The sequence below is a fragment of the Streptomyces sp. NPDC006385 genome (assembly GCF_040612485.1).
In the GTDB taxonomy this organism is placed as follows: Bacteria; Actinomycetota; Actinomycetes; order Streptomycetales; family Streptomycetaceae; genus Streptomyces.
The window spans coordinates 1-16198 of the sequence record NZ_JBEXQG010000029.1 but is presented as its reverse complement, the minus strand read 5'-3'; the positions used below and the strand labels follow the sequence as shown (position 1 = coordinate 16198).

At 69.1% G+C, this 16198-nt stretch carries 15 protein-coding genes and 3 pseudogenes; 9 read left to right on the top strand and 9 right to left on the bottom strand.

What is annotated here, in order from left to right; translation table 11 throughout:
* Positions 1-28: 28 nt before the first annotated feature.
* From ABZ078_RS22395 to ABZ078_RS22370, 6 genes and pseudogenes are all read right to left on the bottom strand, one after another.
* A pseudogene (locus ABZ078_RS22395) lies at positions 29-1538 on the bottom strand (SulP family inorganic anion transporter).
* Positions 1539-1606: 68 nt separating this feature from the next.
* Positions 1607-2215: a carbonic anhydrase gene (locus ABZ078_RS22390; protein WP_356577710.1), complete on the bottom strand. Its 609-nt coding sequence runs from the start codon at positions 2213-2215 to the stop codon at positions 1607-1609.
* 1487 nt (positions 2216-3702) lie between these two features.
* Positions 3703-4230, bottom strand: a complete 528-nt coding sequence (locus ABZ078_RS22385; RefSeq protein ID WP_251100277.1) for a transposase — start codon at positions 4228-4230, stop codon at positions 3703-3705.
* Positions 4227-4766, bottom strand: coding sequence for a winged helix-turn-helix domain-containing protein (locus tag ABZ078_RS22380; protein ID WP_215188986.1), 540 nt, complete (start codon positions 4764-4766; stop codon positions 4227-4229). Before ABZ078_RS22380 ends, ABZ078_RS22385 begins: the two co-directional genes overlap by 4 nt.
* A gap of 327 nt (positions 4767-5093) precedes the next feature.
* Positions 5094-6088, bottom strand: a pseudogene (gene trxB, locus ABZ078_RS22375) (thioredoxin-disulfide reductase).
* Complete coding sequence (locus tag ABZ078_RS22370; RefSeq protein WP_356577708.1) at positions 6085-6408, bottom strand: hypothetical protein; 324 nt, start codon at positions 6406-6408, stop codon at positions 6085-6087. The pseudogene trxB and the gene ABZ078_RS22370 overlap by 4 nt, the downstream one beginning before the upstream one ends.
* Here ABZ078_RS22370 and ABZ078_RS22365 point away from each other — a divergent pair.
* Positions 6337-6981: an IS6 family transposase gene (locus ABZ078_RS22365; RefSeq protein ID WP_356577806.1), complete on the top strand. Its 645-nt coding sequence runs from the start codon at positions 6337-6339 to the stop codon at positions 6979-6981. The two genes, ABZ078_RS22370 and ABZ078_RS22365, sit on opposite strands and share 72 nt — an antisense overlap.
* Before the next feature lie 302 nt (positions 6982-7283).
* On the opposite strand, the gene ABZ078_RS22360 is transcribed toward ABZ078_RS22365, so the two are convergent.
* Positions 7284-7862, bottom strand: coding sequence for a TetR/AcrR family transcriptional regulator (locus tag ABZ078_RS22360; RefSeq protein WP_356577706.1), 579 nt, complete (start codon positions 7860-7862; stop codon positions 7284-7286).
* A gap of 418 nt (positions 7863-8280) precedes the next feature.
* On the opposite strand from ABZ078_RS22360, the gene ABZ078_RS22355 reads away from it, so the two are divergent.
* The 8 genes and pseudogenes from ABZ078_RS22355 to ABZ078_RS22320 all read left to right on the top strand — a co-directional run bounded on the left by ABZ078_RS22355 (position 8281) and on the right by ABZ078_RS22320 (position 14524).
* Positions 8281-8565 (top strand): hypothetical protein, encoded by a 285-nt coding sequence (locus ABZ078_RS22355; RefSeq protein ID WP_356577704.1) that lies wholly within the window; start codon positions 8281-8283, stop codon positions 8563-8565.
* A 212-nt stretch (positions 8566-8777) separates the two neighbouring features.
* Positions 8778-9246, top strand: a pseudogene (locus tag ABZ078_RS22350) (MFS transporter); the annotation flags it as partial.
* A 286-nt stretch (positions 9247-9532) separates the two neighbouring features.
* Positions 9533-9973 carry a hypothetical protein gene (locus ABZ078_RS22345; RefSeq protein WP_356577703.1) on the top strand — a complete coding sequence of 147 codons (441 nt, stop codon included), beginning with the start codon at positions 9533-9535 and terminating at the stop codon, positions 9971-9973.
* A 117-nt stretch (positions 9974-10090) separates the two neighbouring features.
* Positions 10091-11245 (top strand): PLP-dependent cysteine synthase family protein, encoded by a 1155-nt coding sequence (locus tag ABZ078_RS22340; protein WP_356577701.1) that lies wholly within the window; start codon positions 10091-10093, stop codon positions 11243-11245.
* Complete coding sequence (locus ABZ078_RS22335) at positions 11242-12501, top strand: MFS transporter (protein WP_356577699.1); 1260 nt, start codon at positions 11242-11244, stop codon at positions 12499-12501. Before ABZ078_RS22340 ends, ABZ078_RS22335 begins: the two co-directional genes overlap by 4 nt.
* 113 nt (positions 12502-12614) lie before the next feature.
* On the top strand, positions 12615-13064 hold the full coding sequence (locus ABZ078_RS22330) for a hypothetical protein (protein ID WP_356577697.1): 450 nt from the start codon (positions 12615-12617) through the stop codon (positions 13062-13064).
* A 117-nt stretch (positions 13065-13181) separates the two neighbouring features.
* The gene (locus ABZ078_RS22325) at positions 13182-13838 is read left to right on the top strand and encodes a DUF3105 domain-containing protein (RefSeq protein WP_356577696.1); all 657 of its coding nucleotides are present in this window, start codon (positions 13182-13184) and stop codon (positions 13836-13838) included.
* Positions 13835-14524 (top strand): DUF305 domain-containing protein, encoded by a 690-nt coding sequence (locus ABZ078_RS22320; protein WP_356577694.1) that lies wholly within the window; start codon positions 13835-13837, stop codon positions 14522-14524. Before ABZ078_RS22325 ends, ABZ078_RS22320 begins: the two co-directional genes overlap by 4 nt.
* Before the next feature lie 203 nt (positions 14525-14727).
* Here ABZ078_RS22320 and ABZ078_RS22315 read toward each other — a convergent pair whose 3' ends face one another.
* Positions 14728-15456 carry a ZIP family metal transporter gene (locus ABZ078_RS22315; RefSeq protein WP_356577692.1) on the bottom strand — a complete coding sequence of 243 codons (729 nt, stop codon included), beginning with the start codon at positions 15454-15456 and terminating at the stop codon, positions 14728-14730.
* 148 nt (positions 15457-15604) lie between these two features.
* On the bottom strand, positions 15605-16093 hold the full coding sequence (locus ABZ078_RS22310) for a signal peptidase II (RefSeq protein ID WP_356577690.1): 489 nt from the start codon (positions 16091-16093) through the stop codon (positions 15605-15607).
* Positions 16094-16198 lie beyond the last annotated feature (105 nt).

Below are 16198 nucleotides of genomic sequence, written 5' to 3'. Positions count from 1 at the left end.
GAACAGCGGTGGATGTTCACCGTGTCGGTCACCGCAAGTCCGTGGGGCCGCCGCAACGCCGCCCCACGGACCCGTGCCCTGTACCGAGGTGCGAGCCTCCGGGTTGCACGGGGCGTGCGTTGTGCTGGTCCGCCCAGTGCTGCAGGGCACTCATGCAGGGGTGATCGAGGTGCCGCACTCCGGCGAGGTTCAGCTCGACCGGCCGATCGGTGGGCAGCTCCAGGGTTTCAAGGATGCGCCGCAGACGCAGGAAGGTCGCATGCCCGTGGATCCGCACCCGTACCGCGTCCGCGCTCGTGTCGACAACGTCGATGTGAATGTGCGGGGTCTCCCAAGCCGCCTTCACCACCGCCAGCAGCAGCCCGATCAGGACGCCCTCGAACATGTTGGTGCCCAGGATCGCCACCGCCGTGCTCATCAGCACCACGGCCTCGCCACGGTGTTCACGCCACAGCGGCCGCAGCTCCCTCGACCGGCAGCAGCTTGTAGCCGGCATGGATGAGCACGCCGGCGAGCGCGGCGGTCAGGATCACGCCGAGGGTGCCGGGCAGCAGGGCGGCGAACAGCAGCAGCCACACACCGTGCAGGACACGGGAGACCTTGGTGCGGGCACCCTCCTGGACATTGGCAGCGCTGCGGACGATCACCGCGGTCATCGGCAGCGCGCCCAATACGCCGCACAGGGTGTTGCCCGCCCCCTGGGCCATCAACTCCTTGTCGTAGTCGGTCTTCGGGCCGTCGTGCAGCCGGTCCACCGCCGCAGCGCTGAACAGCGACTCGGCGGAGGCGATCAGTGTGAAAACAACGATGATGGTCAGCAGCCCGACCTCGGCCAGCTGTCCGAGGGCGCTCCCGCCGGGCGGCTGGATCGCCTTCACCAAGCCGCTGACCTCCACCCGGGCAATGAGCAGGTCGAGCACGGCGGTGGCGGGGGTCGCCGCGCCGACCTCGATCAGCGGCCCCGGCAGCGACTGCGCCTTTGCCGGCAGCTTCTTCCACAGCGACATGACCGCGACGGTCCCGGCGCCGATGCCGACGGTGGTCAGGGCCGTGCCCGAGCCGAGGACGTCGGCCACCAGTCCGGGCAGACCCACGATGTTCGAGATGCCACTGCCCGGTGCCTTCAGATCGGTGAGCGCGTAGACCTGTCCGGCGATCAGCACCAGACCGTTGCCAGCGAGCATGCCGTGCACCACGGACAGCCAGATGGCCCGGAAGAAACGGCCAAGCCGCAGTGCACCGAGAGCCAGTTGGAGCAGCCCGCTGACAAGGGCGATGATGTCCAGAGGGGGCAGGCCGTAGTTCTTGACGGCGGTGAAGACCAGCACCGTCGGGCCGTCGGCCGGGCGCTGACCTGCAGACTGCTGCCGGGCAGCAGCCCCGTGACCAGGCCGCCGACAATGCCGGTGATCAGGCCGAGTTCGGCCGGAACCCTAGAAGCGACGGCGACGCCCACGCACGGCGACGAGGAAGACAACCAGGGACGAAGTGAGGTCGGTGCGCAGGGCGGACCGGACGAAGGAAAGTGATGAGGTCATGGCGTTCTTTCTGTGAGGGAAGGAACCTCGCGTGACAGGCGGGTGTGCGGGACCGTGGTCCGAGCGGGTCACAGGGGCTTGAATACGCGCGTACCGGACACCGCGAAGAGGACTTGTCCGGTCTCAACCGTGTAGTACCAGCCGTGCAGCCGCAGCCGCCCCGATGACAGGCGCCGCGCGATGAACGGGTAGCTGCGGAGGTGGTCGAGCTGGGTGAGTACGTGCTGCTGGGTCGCCTCGGTCGGATCCTGGCCCAGCCCCTGGGTCTGCCACGGTTCGCCGGCCTTGGGGCGGCGCCCGGCCCGGGACAGCCATCGGCGTACGAGTGGCATCGTCTGGACGTGCTGCGGGCGTATCAGGCCCTCGACGGCACCGCAGTGCGAGTGACCGCAGACGACGATGTCCGGCACGTGGAGGGACTGGACGGCGAATTCGAGGGATCCGGCGACACCGCAGACAGCCTGCGCTCGGTAGGGCGGAACGATGTTGCCCTCAGTACGCAGCTCGAAGAGATCACCGGGGCGGGCGCCGGTGAACATCGAGGGGATGACGCGGGAGTCGGAGCAGGAAATGAATAGGACCTGGGGCTGCTGGCCGTCGGCCAGTCGCGCGAACCGCTCCTGCTGGTCAACGATCTTCGCGGGAAAGGCACGGGCGTGCTCGATGAGAGTGTGCATGGGTTCGGCCTCGTAACTCTTCGTGGGGCAGAAGGACGAAGGGGTGCGAAGAAGTGCGTGCTACGCGCGTCCGGACAGCCGTCAACGAACCGGGGTCAAGCGTTTGTTTGGATGCTTACACCGCGGCGGTTGTCATGATCTGTACGGAAGGCAGGAGCGCGGGCAGCACGCTGCCGATCAGCAGCGGAAGGTCTGAAGGGTGCTCGTGGTGGGGGTCAGTCCGGCGGCTGGGTTCCGGGCGTCTCTCGCTGTGCGGGGATGTGCTGGACCGGACACCACGACGGGGGAGACGGACGCCTCGTCCGCGGTCGCGTCGGTGGCGAGCGACAGCGCTTCGAGGGGATGGCCCGTTCGCGGCGGCAAGGGGAGAGCCTCGGTCTCGTCTTGATGCTGCAACGAGCCAGTGCCGGCGTGCGGTCCGACCGACGCGGAGACTTGCGTCTTCCGGGACTCCGCGTCGACTGCGGGTGCCATGGCGAACACCGAGCTGGGAGTAACCGAGGAATGGTGGGGCGTTCCGAAGTGCAGCAAGACAGCCGCGACAAGCAGCACGACCGCTGCCGCCATGCGACGTATCACCACTGGTCCCCGGCCTTCCACTCGTGCCGACGCCGAAACGCTATCGCTCTGCGCCCCTGGAACATGCTGAAGTCGCGCATGGAAAAGGTGGCATGAGCTACATCGACACGCTCGTCACAAGAGCAATCAGCCGGTTCGAGGAAGCTTACCGGATGTAGGAAGCCGGTGAGGACTGAGCGCCGATGCGGAGCCGTCCGCAAGCGGGGTTGAGTCCGCGCGGAACCGTCGCTGTAGCTCGCGCGCGACCGCCGAGCGAAACTGCGAGAGTCGGCCCGCAGGGCAGGGCGAGCAGCCGATCCCGCTCAGCAGCGCAGGACGACCGCGTCGAAGGGGAGCCGGGGGCTGAAGCGTCCGCCATGGCGGGCGACGTGACGCTCGGCGCCAAGACTGTGGAGACGCCGCACGCAGCACCGGACGTGGCCGGGGCGTAGGAGAATTTTCTGAGTTGGCGTGGCCCGTAACCGGACGCGTCGCAGGACGGGGACGCATCACCACCCTGACGGCCTTCGGCATCCGCCCCGGTGACGACCTCGGATGCCACCGTCTCGTAGTCGTACGTGCTCGCGGTGGTGGCAGGCATCCGACAACCGTCCGGGTGGATCCCGGACAGATGGAACGAGCCAGGGCTGAACGTCGTATGAAGGAGGGCAAGGAGCGCGAGCAGCATTACAGCACCCAGGCCGCGGCCTACCGCGGGCCCGCCTTCCATGATGGCGTGCCGCATCCCGATCTCTCGTCGTACTCACACACAGAGGACCACCGGATCCCGAACGGGGAGTTCGAATACCGCTTGTGACAACGCAGCTTTGTGGGCAAATAGCGGCGCAGGTTGCTGCTGGCCCGAAGGTTGTGTAGCTGCGTAGTTGGCAAAGGGGCAGCAGGTTACTGACCTTGAATGCGTGATGTCGTCATGGTGGCTGGCGCCGGAGGCCGGTGCCGGTGAGGCAGCCGTCGAGGACGCCGGGGCGGTACTGGAGCTGGCGTAGGCCGCGCCGGACGGCGGTGATCAGATCGTCGGGGTCGGCGAAGGCGCGGTTGGCCGTGGTGGTGCGTCGTAGGACGGACCAGATGCCCTCGACCGGGTTGAGGTCGGGTGCGTAGGGCGGCAGTTGGAAGACGGTGAGCCAGTCGCGGTCGGCGATGTAACGGCGCATGCCGGCCGTCAGATGGGTGTTCAAGTTGTCCCAGACCAGCACGATCGGGCCGCCGAGCTGCTGGTGGGCGGTCTGGATCAGGTCGCGGTAGTCCTTCCAGGAGAAGCTCTTGCGCCCGTCGGGCCGGGCGTCCGGGCAGGGGCGGTAGATGAGCCGGGAGGGTTCGCCGGACTTGTAGCAGGCCAGGGCGGCCACCGATAAGCGGCGGCGGGAGCGGCCCCGGACGCGGATCACGGGGGTGTGGCCGCGGCGGGACCAGGTGCGGGTGGTCGGCGGCGTCATCGAGAATCCGGCTTCGTCCTCGAAGACGAGCCAGGCGTCGAGCGCCGCCACGGTTCTTCCACGCTCGGCCAGGTCTCCTTCACCCAGCCGGCCACCGCCGCCTCGTCCCGCTCGAGTGCCCGGCGGGCGGGGACCTGGCAGCTCCAGCCGTGCCGCTTGAGCAGGGCGGCCACTCCTTGCACGGTGTAGCTCTTGTGGAAGCGGCGCCCGATCAGCGTCTTGATCCGCGACAGGGTCCAGGTCTGGTCCGGCCAGCCGTGTGCCACTGGCCCCTTGGCCAGTTCCCGCTCGAGCACGGCGAACAGTTCGTCACTGAGCAGCGGCAGTGACGCCGGACCCTTGGAGGCCAGAGCCCGGGGCCCGTTCTGCGACCAGGCTCTGCGCCAGCGCTGAACCGATCGGACGCTGACCCGCAGGTCGTGCGCGATGACCGAGTTCTCATCGCCCTGGGCGAACCGCTCGGCCGCCTCCATCCTCAACTTTTCGCGGAAGACCCGCCGTTCACCGGTCAGTCCGCCCCCTTGCGCATACCTCATGCAGTCGGCATACCGCAGGGATCACGAGGCGTCAGCCCCTACGACACCACGCTTTGAGGGTCAGCAGTTGGCAAGTCGTGGTCACCGACTGTGATCGGCTTACGCAAGGTCCTACACCGGCCATCGCACCAGCAGCATGATCGTGCTTCACAGACACCTGCCCAAGGCGCTGACGCTGGATGGCCTGCGACAGGACTGGATCTTGAATGAGGCCGCTGGCGCGGCCCACCCCGAGAAGACCTCCTGCTTCCCCGGTGACGGCCGGTGTGAGAACGACAGCGGCGGGGCTGCCCGGAGTTTCCGGACGGCCCCGCCTGCGAATGCCGCTCAGGCCGGGACGGCAGCGGTCGCCAGCTCGGTCTCTGTCGCGCCACGGGCGGCGAGGTAGCGCTCGGCGTCGAGCGCGGCGGCTGCACCGGTGCCGGCGGCGGTGATGGCATGGCGGTAGGTGTGGTCGACGACGTCGCCGGCGGCGAACACTTCGGGCAGGCTCGTGCGCGTCGACGGCGAGACCACCTTGATGTAGCCCTCGGCATCGAGGTCGAGCTGGTCCTTGAAGAGTTCGGTGCGCGGGTCGTGGCCAATCGCGATGAACAGCCCCGTCACGTCCAAATCGCGGGTGGCGCCGGTCAGGACGTCCCGCAGGACGACGCCGCCCAGCATGCCGCTCGTCTCCTTGATCTCGGCGATCTCACTGTCGAAGGCGAAGGAGATCTTGTCGTCGGCGAAGGCCCGGTCCTGCATGACCTTGGAGGCGCGCAGGGTGGAGCGGCGGTGGACGACGGTGACCGAGCGGGCGAAGCGGGTCAGGAAGGTGGCCTCCTCCATGGCGGTGTCGCCGCCGCCGACCACAACGATGTCGCGGTCACGGTCACGGTCACGGAAGAAGAACCCGTCGCAGGTCGCGCACCAGGACACCCGCGGCCGGACAGCTCCTCCTCCTTGGGCAGGCCGAGCTTGCGGTAGCCGGAGCCGGTCGCGACGATCACCGTCTTGGCGCGGTGCACGGTGCCCGCGGAGTCGGTCAGCAGCTTGATGGGACCGGTGAGGTCGACTTCGACGATGTCGTCGTCGATCATTTCGGCGCCGAACTTCTCGGCCTGGGCCCGCATGTTCTCCATCAGGACCGGCCCGTCGACGCCGTCGGGGAAGCCGGGGAAGTTCTCCACCTCGGTCGTGGTGGTGAGCGAGCCGCCGACGAAGATGGAGCTGCCGAACAGCACCGGCTTGAGCTGGGCGCGGGCGGCGTAGAGGGCGGCGGTGTATCCGGCGGGGCCGGAGCCTATGACGATGACGTCCCGCACGTCGTCCTGGTGGGTCACGGTGTTCCTGCCTCCTGCTGGGCGTCGATCTCGGCGATGAGCGCTTCGATGCGGGTCTTGATCTCGTCGCGGATCGGGCGGACCGAGTCGACGCCCTTGCCGGCGGGGTCCTCCAGGGCCCAGTCGAGGTACTTCTTGCCGGGGAAGATGGGGCAGGCGTCGCCGCAGCCCATGGTGATGACGTAGTCGGACGCCTGGACGACCTCGGTGGTGAGGATCTTCGGCTTGGCGATGTCGATGCCGACTTTCTGCATGGCCTCGACGGCGGCTTCCGGGAGGTCGATGAGCTGATGCCCGAGCGCGGCGTGCTCGTCTCCCACGAGACCGTCCGCCGCTGGTGCGCAAAGTTCGGGCAGACCTACGCCAACGGCCTACGCCGCTGCCGGCCCCGGCCTGGGGACAAATGGCTCCTGGACAAGGTCTTCATCAAGATCACCGGAGAGCCGAAGTACCTGTGGCGGGCTGTCGACGCCGACGGCACCGTGCTCGACATTCTGGTCCGGGGCCGAAGGGACAAAGCCGCAGCCCGGCGCTTCTTCCGCCGCCTGCTGAAGGCGACCCGCACGGTGCCACGGGTGATCGTCACGGACAGGCTCCGCTCCTACGGCTCGGCCCACCGCGAGGTCATGCCCTCGGTCGAGCACCGTTCCCACGAGGGCTTGAACAATCGGGCCGAGAACAGCCACCAGCCCACCCGCCGGCGCGAACACGCCATGAAAGGCTTCCGCAGCGTCGGCGGAGCCCAGGGGTTCCTGGCCGCGTTCAGTGGCATCTCACCCCGCTTCCGGCCCCGCCACCTGATGACCGCCGCCCGCTACCGCACCGAGATGAGCGCCCGCTTCGCCATTTGGGACCAGATCACCGGCGCCATCGCCCCGCCCACCACAGCGTGACCCAGGCCCCCGCCCGCCCCTGACGCGCCCTCAACCGATCAACACCCCACCAACGTGACAACGCCCCCACTCGATCTTCTTCAGCGTCACGGAGTCGAAGTCCCCGTTGAGGACCAGCGATACCGCACGTCCTGGCGGTAATGACGGTACGAGCGTATGGGCCATGCGAAACGCCCGCCGCATGGGTTTGAGGGCCGGAACTTCCATAGTTCCGGCCCTCAACTCCATGCGAACAACCACTATTGTAGCCTAATTGTCCACTACGGTTCCAGTGACGGCCTACCCGCTTCGGCGGGCAGTTCTCACCCCCAGCCGGTGCGGGTCTCGCCGTCTTGGTGAGTGGGGGCAGTGCCGTGCAGGAGGAGATCGACTATCTGGTCGATGGTGGTCTCGGTGAGCGGTTCCCTCCTGAGCAGTGCGCGGTAGGCGACGGTGCCCGCGTAGATGTCCGCCATGAGGGCGGTGTCTGCCTCGGGTGGCAGCCGTCCACTGTCTCGCGCGTTCTCCATAAGCTGCAGCAGGGTGGCGCGGCACGGCTGAAGGAATTCTAGGCAGTGCCCGGCCTCGGCCGGGTCCTCCAGCATGTCGGCGATAAGCGCGGGGGTGATCGCCTGCAGGTGCGGGGCCCACGCCATCGCTAGCGCCAGCCGGCCCTCGGTACGCAGGTCGGTGGCCAGATCGCCCGTCTCCATGATCTCACGCTGAGGGATACCGCTCTTCAGGGATTCGGCCACCAGAGCGCACTTGTTTGGCCACCATCGGTAGATGGTGGCCTTCCCCACACCCGCGCGACGGGCCACGGCGTCCAGAGTGAGCCGCTGGTAGCCCACCTCGCCGACGAGGGTCAGGGTCGCCTCGATGATGGCGTTGTGGGACTCCACGCTGCGTGGCCTGCCGCCGCGCGGGCAGGCCCGAACTTCGTTTTCCCCTCGTGGCCACGAACTGATCATCCGTTGTCCTTTTTAAGAGGCTTTAGAATGATTATTGACTTATGCGCCACACCGCGTCTTGCGTGGCGTAAACGAGACGACTTGTTTCGGTGCAAGCGTCTGGATCACCATCGGGAGCCGTGTGGATGTCGCGGGGCGATGGCGGGTTGTAGTCGCCGACTTGTGCCCGTTTCGGGCGGCAACGCCAGCGGGGGTGTCGCGTTCACCACGTCGCCGCGTGAGTGGCGGATCGTGGGCAGGGCCCGCGAATGCATCCCTGCGTCAGGCTTCTGCGCTAGGTCCGATGCATGCGGGGCCGGAGCTACCGGACCGCACAATCCCATTCACGATCCCCAGAAGGGGGAGCACCATGAGCGCAACTGCGTCCAGGATCGGACGTCTGGCCGCCGTACTGTTCACCTCGGGCGTCCTGGCCTTCACAGGGGCCACCGTGGCCAGTGCTGGCGATGGGGACAACGGCCACGACCGCGGGTCCTACTCCAACTACGACAGGGACCGCGACCATAAGGACCGCGATCACGACAACGGCCACGACCGCGGGTCCTACTCCAACTACGACAGGGACCGCGACCATAAGGACCGCGATCACGACAACGGCCGCGACCACTACGACAACGGCCGCGACCACGACTGACGGTCGGTCATACATGGCGAATCTCCGCGCCTTCCGGCGCGGAGATTCGCCGCAGTAGCCCGGACGGCGTCGGTAACACTTGCGGCAGGTTCGGGTAGCGCAGGTGCAGCACGGCGTCCGGCATTAGGAGGCCGTCGGAGCCGAGAGCGGAGGCCTCTAAAAGTGGAGGCTTCTCCTGACCAACGTCTATCGAACCGTCCTCCTGGAACGCGGGTACCACCAGCCAGGCCGCCTGGGCCCTCGGTATCGGCGGCGCGGGACAGACCCTCGGCCGCACCCTGTACGCCGCCCTCGCCCGCCGCACCGCCACGGCCCGCACCACGATCCTGATCACGCTCGGCGGACTGACCACCGCCGCCCCCGGCCCGTACGCCCTGCTCATCGCCGTGTCGGTCGTGGCCGGCATGGTCCGCGGCAACCTCACCCTGCTCCAGGCCACCGCCGTCACCGACCGCTGGGGCACCGCCCACTACGGGCGCCTCTCCGGACTCCTTGCCGCACCCGCCCACACAGCAGCACTCGCGCCGTTCGCCGGCGCCGCCCTGGCCGTGTCCCTCGGCGGCTACGGACCACTCTTCTTTCCTCCTGGCCACCGTCTCCGTGGCCGCCGCGCTCATCGCACCGTGGACAGCCACCGGCGCCGTACGCCGCCGATCCGGACGACGGCCCCGCAGTCGTTGACCACAACTGATCACTCCGCTGAGTAACCACAGAAGATTGGCAGCGCTGTGCCAACAAGCGTGCTGATCTGCCAACTGTGCTGCGTCGTTACACCGCTGACCGGAACCCGGATTCACCCGATGCGGTGATCCTCGGCAACGGGAGATGCCCGTACGGCCGTGCACCCAAGATGCGCACGGATCCAGGCGACGCGGGGATTCTCAAGGCTTGGGCCGGTGCGTGGCCGCCTGGCCACCCGCCTCCCTGACAGGAACTTTATGCGCATGCTTGATTACTCTTTGCGCTCATGCGGGCTGGCTCGATTTCTCGAAGCAGCCGCTCCACGGCACGGGCCGGAGCGGCACTTCTGGTGATTCTGGCCGCGCTCGTGCATGTGCTGGCGTGCGCACACGGCCCGACAGCCGGTGCGGCGGGACGCGCCGATTCCCTGCTGCTGGTCTCCTCCGCCGCCTGCGGGCAGGCACATGAGCGGCCGGAGCAGACGACGGCCCAGCAGACGGCTCCAGCGCACAACAGCGGTGTGCACTGCTGGGGGATGGACGAGCCGACGGTCCAGCCCCCACGAGATATCGCCGTTGCCGGGCCCGCGGTCCACGACGACCCGGCCGCCGAGCACCTCGGCGTTCAGCTACCACCCGCTGCTCCAGCCCTGCAGTCCTTGTCCCTCATGCCCGGCCTGCCATCCGCCGGGCAGACGCGGGCCTGCTTCGGCGTGTGGCGGACCTGATCGGACCTGTTGCCGAGCCCTCCCCCATGGCTCCGGCGCGACACCCGATCAGGTCCGTCTTTCCCCCACGTACGGCCGGCTGCCGCCCTGCGGCTGCGGTCGCAGGAGACGCACGCCATGAACGACGTCACTCGCACTGCTGTCCCCGCCTCACCCGCCCAGCTGCTGGCCGACGCCAAGCGCCCGATGCACACGCCCGCCGGACTGGTCGGCGACACCCCGGTGCTGTGGATCGGTGAACCCTTCACCGCCGCCGGACGCGGCTTCTGGGCCAAGCTCGAAGGACACAACCCCGGCGGCATCAAGGACCGCACCGCCCTGCACATGGTCCGCGCCGCCCTGGGGCGCGGACAACTGCTGCCCGGCGCACGGATCGTCGAGTCCACCTCCGGCACCCTGGGCCTCGGCCTGGCGCTCGCCGGTGCCACCTACGGCCACCCGGTCACCGTCGTCACCGACCCCGGCATGGAACCCCTCATGACCGGGCTCCTCACCGCATACGGCGCCGAGATCGAAATCGTCGACACCCCGCACCCCACCGGCGGCTGGCAGCAGGCACGCCGCCGCCGCGTCGAGGAGATCCTCACGCAACACCCGGACGCCTGGTGCCCCGACCAATACAACAACCCCGACAACGTGGCCGCCTACGCCCCACTGGCCCACGAACTCGTCGCCCAACTCGGCCGGATCGACACGCTCGTCGTCTCCGTGGGCACTGGCGGCCACTCCGCCGGCATCGCCTCCGTGCTCCGCGGTTTCTTCCCTCGCCTGCGAGTGGTGGGCGTCGACACCACCGGATCGACCATCTTCGGCCAGCCCGCCTCCCCACGCCTGATGCGCGGTCTGGGCAGCAGCATCCACCCCGGCAACGTCGCCTACGACCTGTTCGACGAGGTGCATTGGGTCGCCGCCCCCGAGGCCGTGTGGGCGGCGCGGCGCCTGGCCCGTGACCACTACGCCACCGGTGGCTGGAGTGTCGGGGCGGTGGCGCTCGTGGCTCGCTGGCTGTCCCGCACACTGCCCGCCGAGGACCGGATCGTCGCCGTCTTCCCCGACGGCCCGCAACGCTACGTCGGCACCGTCTTCAACGACTCCTACTGCCACGAGCAGCGCATCCTCGGCCACCTGCCCGCCGACGAGCCGGACGAGATCGCCCACCCCGGCGACCGAATCGTCACCCGCTGGACCCGCTGCACCCACGTCACGAACCCTCTCACCGCGACCGGTCAGAAGCAGCCGATCGAGCAGGCCCTCGCGGGGGCTGCCCGATGATGACCCTGTTGCGGCAGACCCGCTCCTTCTCGCCCGCGGCCCGACTGCTGATGGCCAACCAGTTCGCCATCAACCTCGCCTTCTACATGCTCATGCCCTACCTCGCCGCCCACCTGTCCGGCGGGCTCGGACTGGCGGCCTGGGCAGTTGGCCTCGTCCTGGGCGTGCGCAACTTCTCCCAGCAGGGCATGTTCCTGATCGGCGGCACCATCGCCGACCGCTTCGGCTACAAGGCTCCGATCATGGCGGGCTGCCTGCTGCGCACCGTCGGCTTCGGCCTGCTCGGCTGGGTCGACAACCTGCCCGCCCTGATCGCCGCCTCGGCGGCCACCGGCTTCGCCGGCGCGCTGTTCAATCCGGCCGTCCGTGCCTATCTCGCCGCCGAGGCCGGGGACCGGCGCGTGGACGCCTTCGCCACCTTCAACGTCTACTACCAGGCCGGCATGCTGCTCGGCCCGCTGGTCGGAATCGCCCTCCTGGCTGCCGACTTCCGCCTCGTGTGCACGGTGGCCGCTGCCGTCTTCGCCGTACTGACCGTGCTGCAGTGGCGGGCACTGCCCGTACGCCGCGGCGACACCGCCGATGCCACGGCCGCGCCGGGAGGGGTGCTCGCACAGTGGCGCACCATCGTGGCCAACCGGCCCTTCCTGCTCTTCTCCACGGCGATGATCGGCTCGTACGTGCTGACCTTCCAGGTCTACCTCGCCCTGCCCCTGGCCGCGCAGGGTGCGCTCGGCTCAAGGGGCACGTGGGTGACCAGCGGACTGTTCGTGGTCTCCGCGGCCGTCGCGGTCGGCGGCCAGCTACGGCTGACCGGTTGGGCGAAGAAGCGCTGGAGTCCCGCCCAGGCATTGGTACGCGGACTGGCCGCGATGGGCCTGGCCTTCCTGCCCCTGGCTCTCACTCCGTCAGGCGCCACAGCCGCCGTCCTGGCCGCCCTTGTGATGGCGGTGGCACTGCTCGCGGCCGGCAGCTCGGTGGTCTACCCGTTCGAGATGGACACCGTCGTCACGCTCGCCGGCAACCGTCTCGTCGCCACGCACTACGGCCTGTACAACACCGTCTCCGGTGTGGGTATCACCCTGGGCAACCTCGCCACCGGCGCTCTCTGGGACTTCGCCGCAAGCCACGACGCCCTCTGGCTGACCTGGTGCGCCCTGACCGCCACCGGGCTGGCGTGCGCGTCATCCGTCGCAGCGCTCGCCCGCAGCGGGCGCCTGGCCGTACGCCAGGAACCGCAACTCGCGCCCGCCTGACCTGCGGCTGGTCGCGGCGCCGTCTGGCCGGAGACCGTGTACACGGTCAAGCTCAACGATGTTCTGGCCCGGGCTGCCCCATCACCCCCAGGAACCGCTTAGCATCTCCCCTGATGAAGAGCCGGGCGCCGCTGGCGCAGCGCAACAACCGCGGAGCGTGGTGGACCACTCCTCCCGCGGCGCTCGGCCCTGCCCTGGCTTTGCTGCTCGCCGCGCTGGTCATGTGCCTGGGGTACGGGGCGCACGGCGGGGTCGGCGGCCACGCAAGCCCCATGACGGCCATGACCAGCGTTTCGTCCGGGCAGGCGCCGACAGGCGGCTCGACCGGGCACCACGCCCTGTCGTCCGTGCAGCAGTACGACTGTCCTGCCGGTGACGTGTGCTGTGCTCCGGCCGTCCACATCGGCGGCGCAGTGTTCGCCACCCCCGTCCAGTCCGTGCCGGCAATCCTGCCCCGCACGCCGGGTCTTCCCAAACCACCGGACAGCCCCACACTCCTCGCCGCGCGCCCCCCGCCCGACGAGGCTCCTGATCTCCACGTCCTGCAGGTGCAGCGGACCTGATCGGATGCCTGGGCCCCGCACGCTCGCGCGTACCTGGGCACCGAGCACCATCCGCTCTCCCGTCGCACCCACCGCCGCCGCACGACCACACCAAGGCGGAGAAGAGGACACTCACTCATGAGCAAGACCAGCAAGAAGGCCGCCGCCGCCAGCCGGAAGGAGCGCATCGAGGCGATGCGTCGCGCCGAGCGAGCCCGGGAGCGCCGCAACCGCATCCTCACCATCACGCTCAGCACGGTCATCGTCGCCGGGCTGGTCGGCTGGGGCGGGTACGCCCTCAACAGCGCCAACGAGAAGAGCGAGCAGCAGGCGGCCGAGGCGAAGAAGCCCGTCCAGGGTGAGAAGACCTGGGAGGCGAAGAAGCTCACCCGCAACCACGTCCCCGGCACCGTGAAGTACGCGATGAGCCCGCCGGTCGGCGGCGACCACAGCCAGGCATGGATGACCTGCGAGGGCACCGTCTACACCGAGGCGATAGCGAACGAGAACGCCGTCCACTCGCTCGAGCACGGCGCGGTCTGGGTCACCTACAACGACAAGGCCGCCGACGCCGACGTCAAGACTCTCGGGGACAAGGTCGCCAAGACCCCGTACAGCCTGATGAGCCCGGTCCAGGGCCAGTCCGGGGCGATCATGCTGTCGGCCTGGGGGCGCCAGCTCACCGTGGACGAGGCATCGGATCCGCGGATCGACCGGTTCTTCACCAAGTACGTCCAAGGGCCCCAGACCCCCGAGCCGGGTGCCGCCTGCTCGGGCGGCCTGATGGCGTCATGACCGGCACGCTCATGACGGAACGAGCCACGGCGCCGGAAGGGGCACCCGGCCCACGGCCCGGCCTCACCCGCTGGCTGGCCGTCGGCGCGGCGGCCCTCGTCGCCGTGGTCGTGGCCCTGTCGGTCCTGGTCGTGGTGAGCGAGGAGGACGAGCGGACGGCCGGCGTTCCGGCTGCGGACTCCGCCGACGCGGGGTTCGCTCGCGACATGGCCGTCCACCACCAGCAGGCGGTGGAGATGTCCTACATCGTCCGCGACCGCACGGCCGACGAGGACATCCGGCGTCTCGCGTACGACATCGCACAGACTCAGGCCAACCAGCGCGGCATGCTGCTCGGCTGGCTCGATCTGTGGGAGCTGCCGAAAATCTCGCCCGACGGGTACATGACGTGGATGCCCGGTGGCCACGAGGGCCACGAGCCGAAGGGCGGGGCCCTGATGCCGGGCATGGCCACGCCCGCGGAACTCGGCCGGCTCGGCGAGCTCGAAGACGCTCAGGCGGAGATTCTCTACCTCCAGCTCATGATCGACCACCACATCAGCGGCGTCGACATGGCCCGTGCCTGTGTCTCGCAGTGCGAGGTGGGCACCGAGCGGAAGCTGGCGCAGAGCATGGTCGAGGGCCAGCAGTCGGAGGTGGAGTTGATGACCGCCTTGCTGAAGGAGCGCGGGGCCGCGCCAAGGTAATCCTGCCGCAACTCATGGGACCTTCCCTCCAATCAAGGCGGGAAGGTCCCACAGGCTCGCCGCTGGTCAGGATGCGGCCCTTCCTCCTTTCAAGGTTCCGGGAAGGGCCATCCAGTCCTTGGCGTGCGAGTGGAGCGGCGCGTGCGGCATCCGGGCTGTCTGCCGCATGCACCAAGGCCGGTGGCGGACTCGCGTACCGGGAGTCAGCCGAGGTAGGTGGTGACAGCCGCGAAGACGGTGAAGCCTGTGACGAGGTAGAAGCTGTCCCAGCGGGTTTCGGCGGCTTCGTGGGCCTCGGGGATCATCTCCTCGATGACGACGCTGAGCAGGGCGCCGCCGGTGAAGGCCAGGACGGAGAGGGTGAGCAGGTCAGGGGCGTTGCGCAGGGCGAGGTAGCCCAAGGTGGCGCCGAAAAGGATGGGCAGGGCGAAGCCGGCCGCGGAGAGCAGCCGTCCCCGGCGGGAGACGCGGGCGCGGCGCAGGGCGGCGGTGGTGGCGAAGCCCTCGGGCACATCGGCGGGGGCCTGACCGAGAGCCAGCAGCAGACCGAGGGTGGGGTTGATGGTGCTGCCGGTGCCGATCAGGACGCCGTCGCTGAACAGGTCCAGGGCAGTGCCGCCGTAGATGGCGTACGGGGCGGCACTGCCCCCGTCAGAGCTGCGGGCCTGCAGATAGCCCGCGAAGTAATCGACGCCGAGGAAGAGCCCGGCACCGGCGATGAACGCGAGCATGGGCACCCAGGCGGGATCGGCCTCCAGTGCCCGGGGCATCAGCTCCAGGCCGACCACGGCAATGACGATGCCGGTGGCCAGGTGCAGCGCGGCGCTGAGGATCCGCCCGGACGACGGCACGACCTCCGACAGCAGCCCTCCAAGGAAGTTGGCCACGGCGGGAATCAGGGCCAGCAGCAGCACGGTAGTCAGCCCGTTCATCCCGGGCTCCCCGGACAGCCGGTCGGCGGCGCGCCGTGGATGGATGTCATGGGGTATTTCGCCTTTCGCCGGGGCAAGTGAGGCGCTTTGCGGTCACGGGTTTCCCGGCCAGGGTCTGGATGCCAGAGCAACCGGTTGCCGGTCACGCTTACCGATCATGTGTCTCGTTGGCGGGCCCGGGGTGGTCGGCGCGCCAGGACAGGGCGACGAGGAGCAGACCGCCGCAGACGATAAAGACGTCCGCGAGGTTGAAGGTGGGCCACCAGCCGGTGTGCAGGTAGTCGGTGACGACGCCGTCGGCGCCCCGGTCGAGGAGGTTGGCTGCGGCGCCGCCGAGGATGGCGGCGAGCGCGACCCCCCACAGCAGCCGCCCGGCGGGCGCGGTGCGCCACAGAGCGACGGCCACGCCCGCGGTGATCAGTCCGGTGACGGCGAGCACGATCCAGCCGGGCGCATTCGCTCCCAGGGAGAAGGCGACGCCGGGGTTGAAGGCGAGTTGCAGGTCCACCGGCCCGCCCTCGATCGGCCGGCCGTCGAGGGCGGTGGTGGCCCACGCCTTCAGGCCCAGGTCGGTTCCGGCGATCGCGGCGGCCGCCAGCAGCAGCCCCAGGCGGCGCCGGGTCCGCCCGGCAGCCACCGCTGCCGGGGTCCTCCACTTCCGGCGCCCCGGCGAGTGGCACTGCGTCACCAACTTCGGAACGGAGCCTGTGGTCCTTCCCGAGGGTGAAGTCCTGCTGAGCAG

What these genes read in the sequence shown, in the direction of transcription:
- ABZ078_RS22390 (WP_356577710.1), bottom strand. Translation starts at nt 2,215, where the DNA reads ATGCACACTCTCATCGAGCACGCCCGTGCCTTTCCCGCGAAGATCGTT.
- ABZ078_RS22385 (WP_251100277.1), bottom strand. Translation starts at nt 4,230, where the DNA reads ATGACGCCGCCGACCACCCGCACCTGGTCCCGCCGCGGCCACACCCCC.
- ABZ078_RS22380 (WP_215188986.1), bottom strand. Translation starts at nt 4,766, where the DNA reads ATGAGGTATGCGCAAGGGGGCGGACTGACCGGTGAACGGCGGGTCTTC.
- ABZ078_RS22355 (WP_356577704.1), top strand. Translation starts at nt 8,281, where the DNA reads ATGAGCGCAACTGCGTCCAGGATCGGACGTCTGGCCGCCGTACTGTTC.
- ABZ078_RS22345 (WP_356577703.1), top strand. Translation starts at nt 9,533, where the DNA reads ATGCGGGCTGGCTCGATTTCTCGAAGCAGCCGCTCCACGGCACGGGCC.
- ABZ078_RS22340 (WP_356577701.1), top strand. Translation starts at nt 10,091, where the DNA reads ATGAACGACGTCACTCGCACTGCTGTCCCCGCCTCACCCGCCCAGCTG.
- ABZ078_RS22335 (WP_356577699.1), top strand. Translation starts at nt 11,242, where the DNA reads ATGATGACCCTGTTGCGGCAGACCCGCTCCTTCTCGCCCGCGGCCCGA.
- ABZ078_RS22330 (WP_356577697.1), top strand. Translation starts at nt 12,615, where the DNA reads ATGAAGAGCCGGGCGCCGCTGGCGCAGCGCAACAACCGCGGAGCGTGG.
- ABZ078_RS22325 (WP_356577696.1), top strand. Translation starts at nt 13,182, where the DNA reads ATGAGCAAGACCAGCAAGAAGGCCGCCGCCGCCAGCCGGAAGGAGCGC.
- ABZ078_RS22320 (WP_356577694.1), top strand. Translation starts at nt 13,835, where the DNA reads ATGACCGGCACGCTCATGACGGAACGAGCCACGGCGCCGGAAGGGGCA.
- ABZ078_RS22315 (WP_356577692.1), bottom strand. Translation starts at nt 15,456, where the DNA reads ATGAACGGGCTGACTACCGTGCTGCTGCTGGCCCTGATTCCCGCCGTG.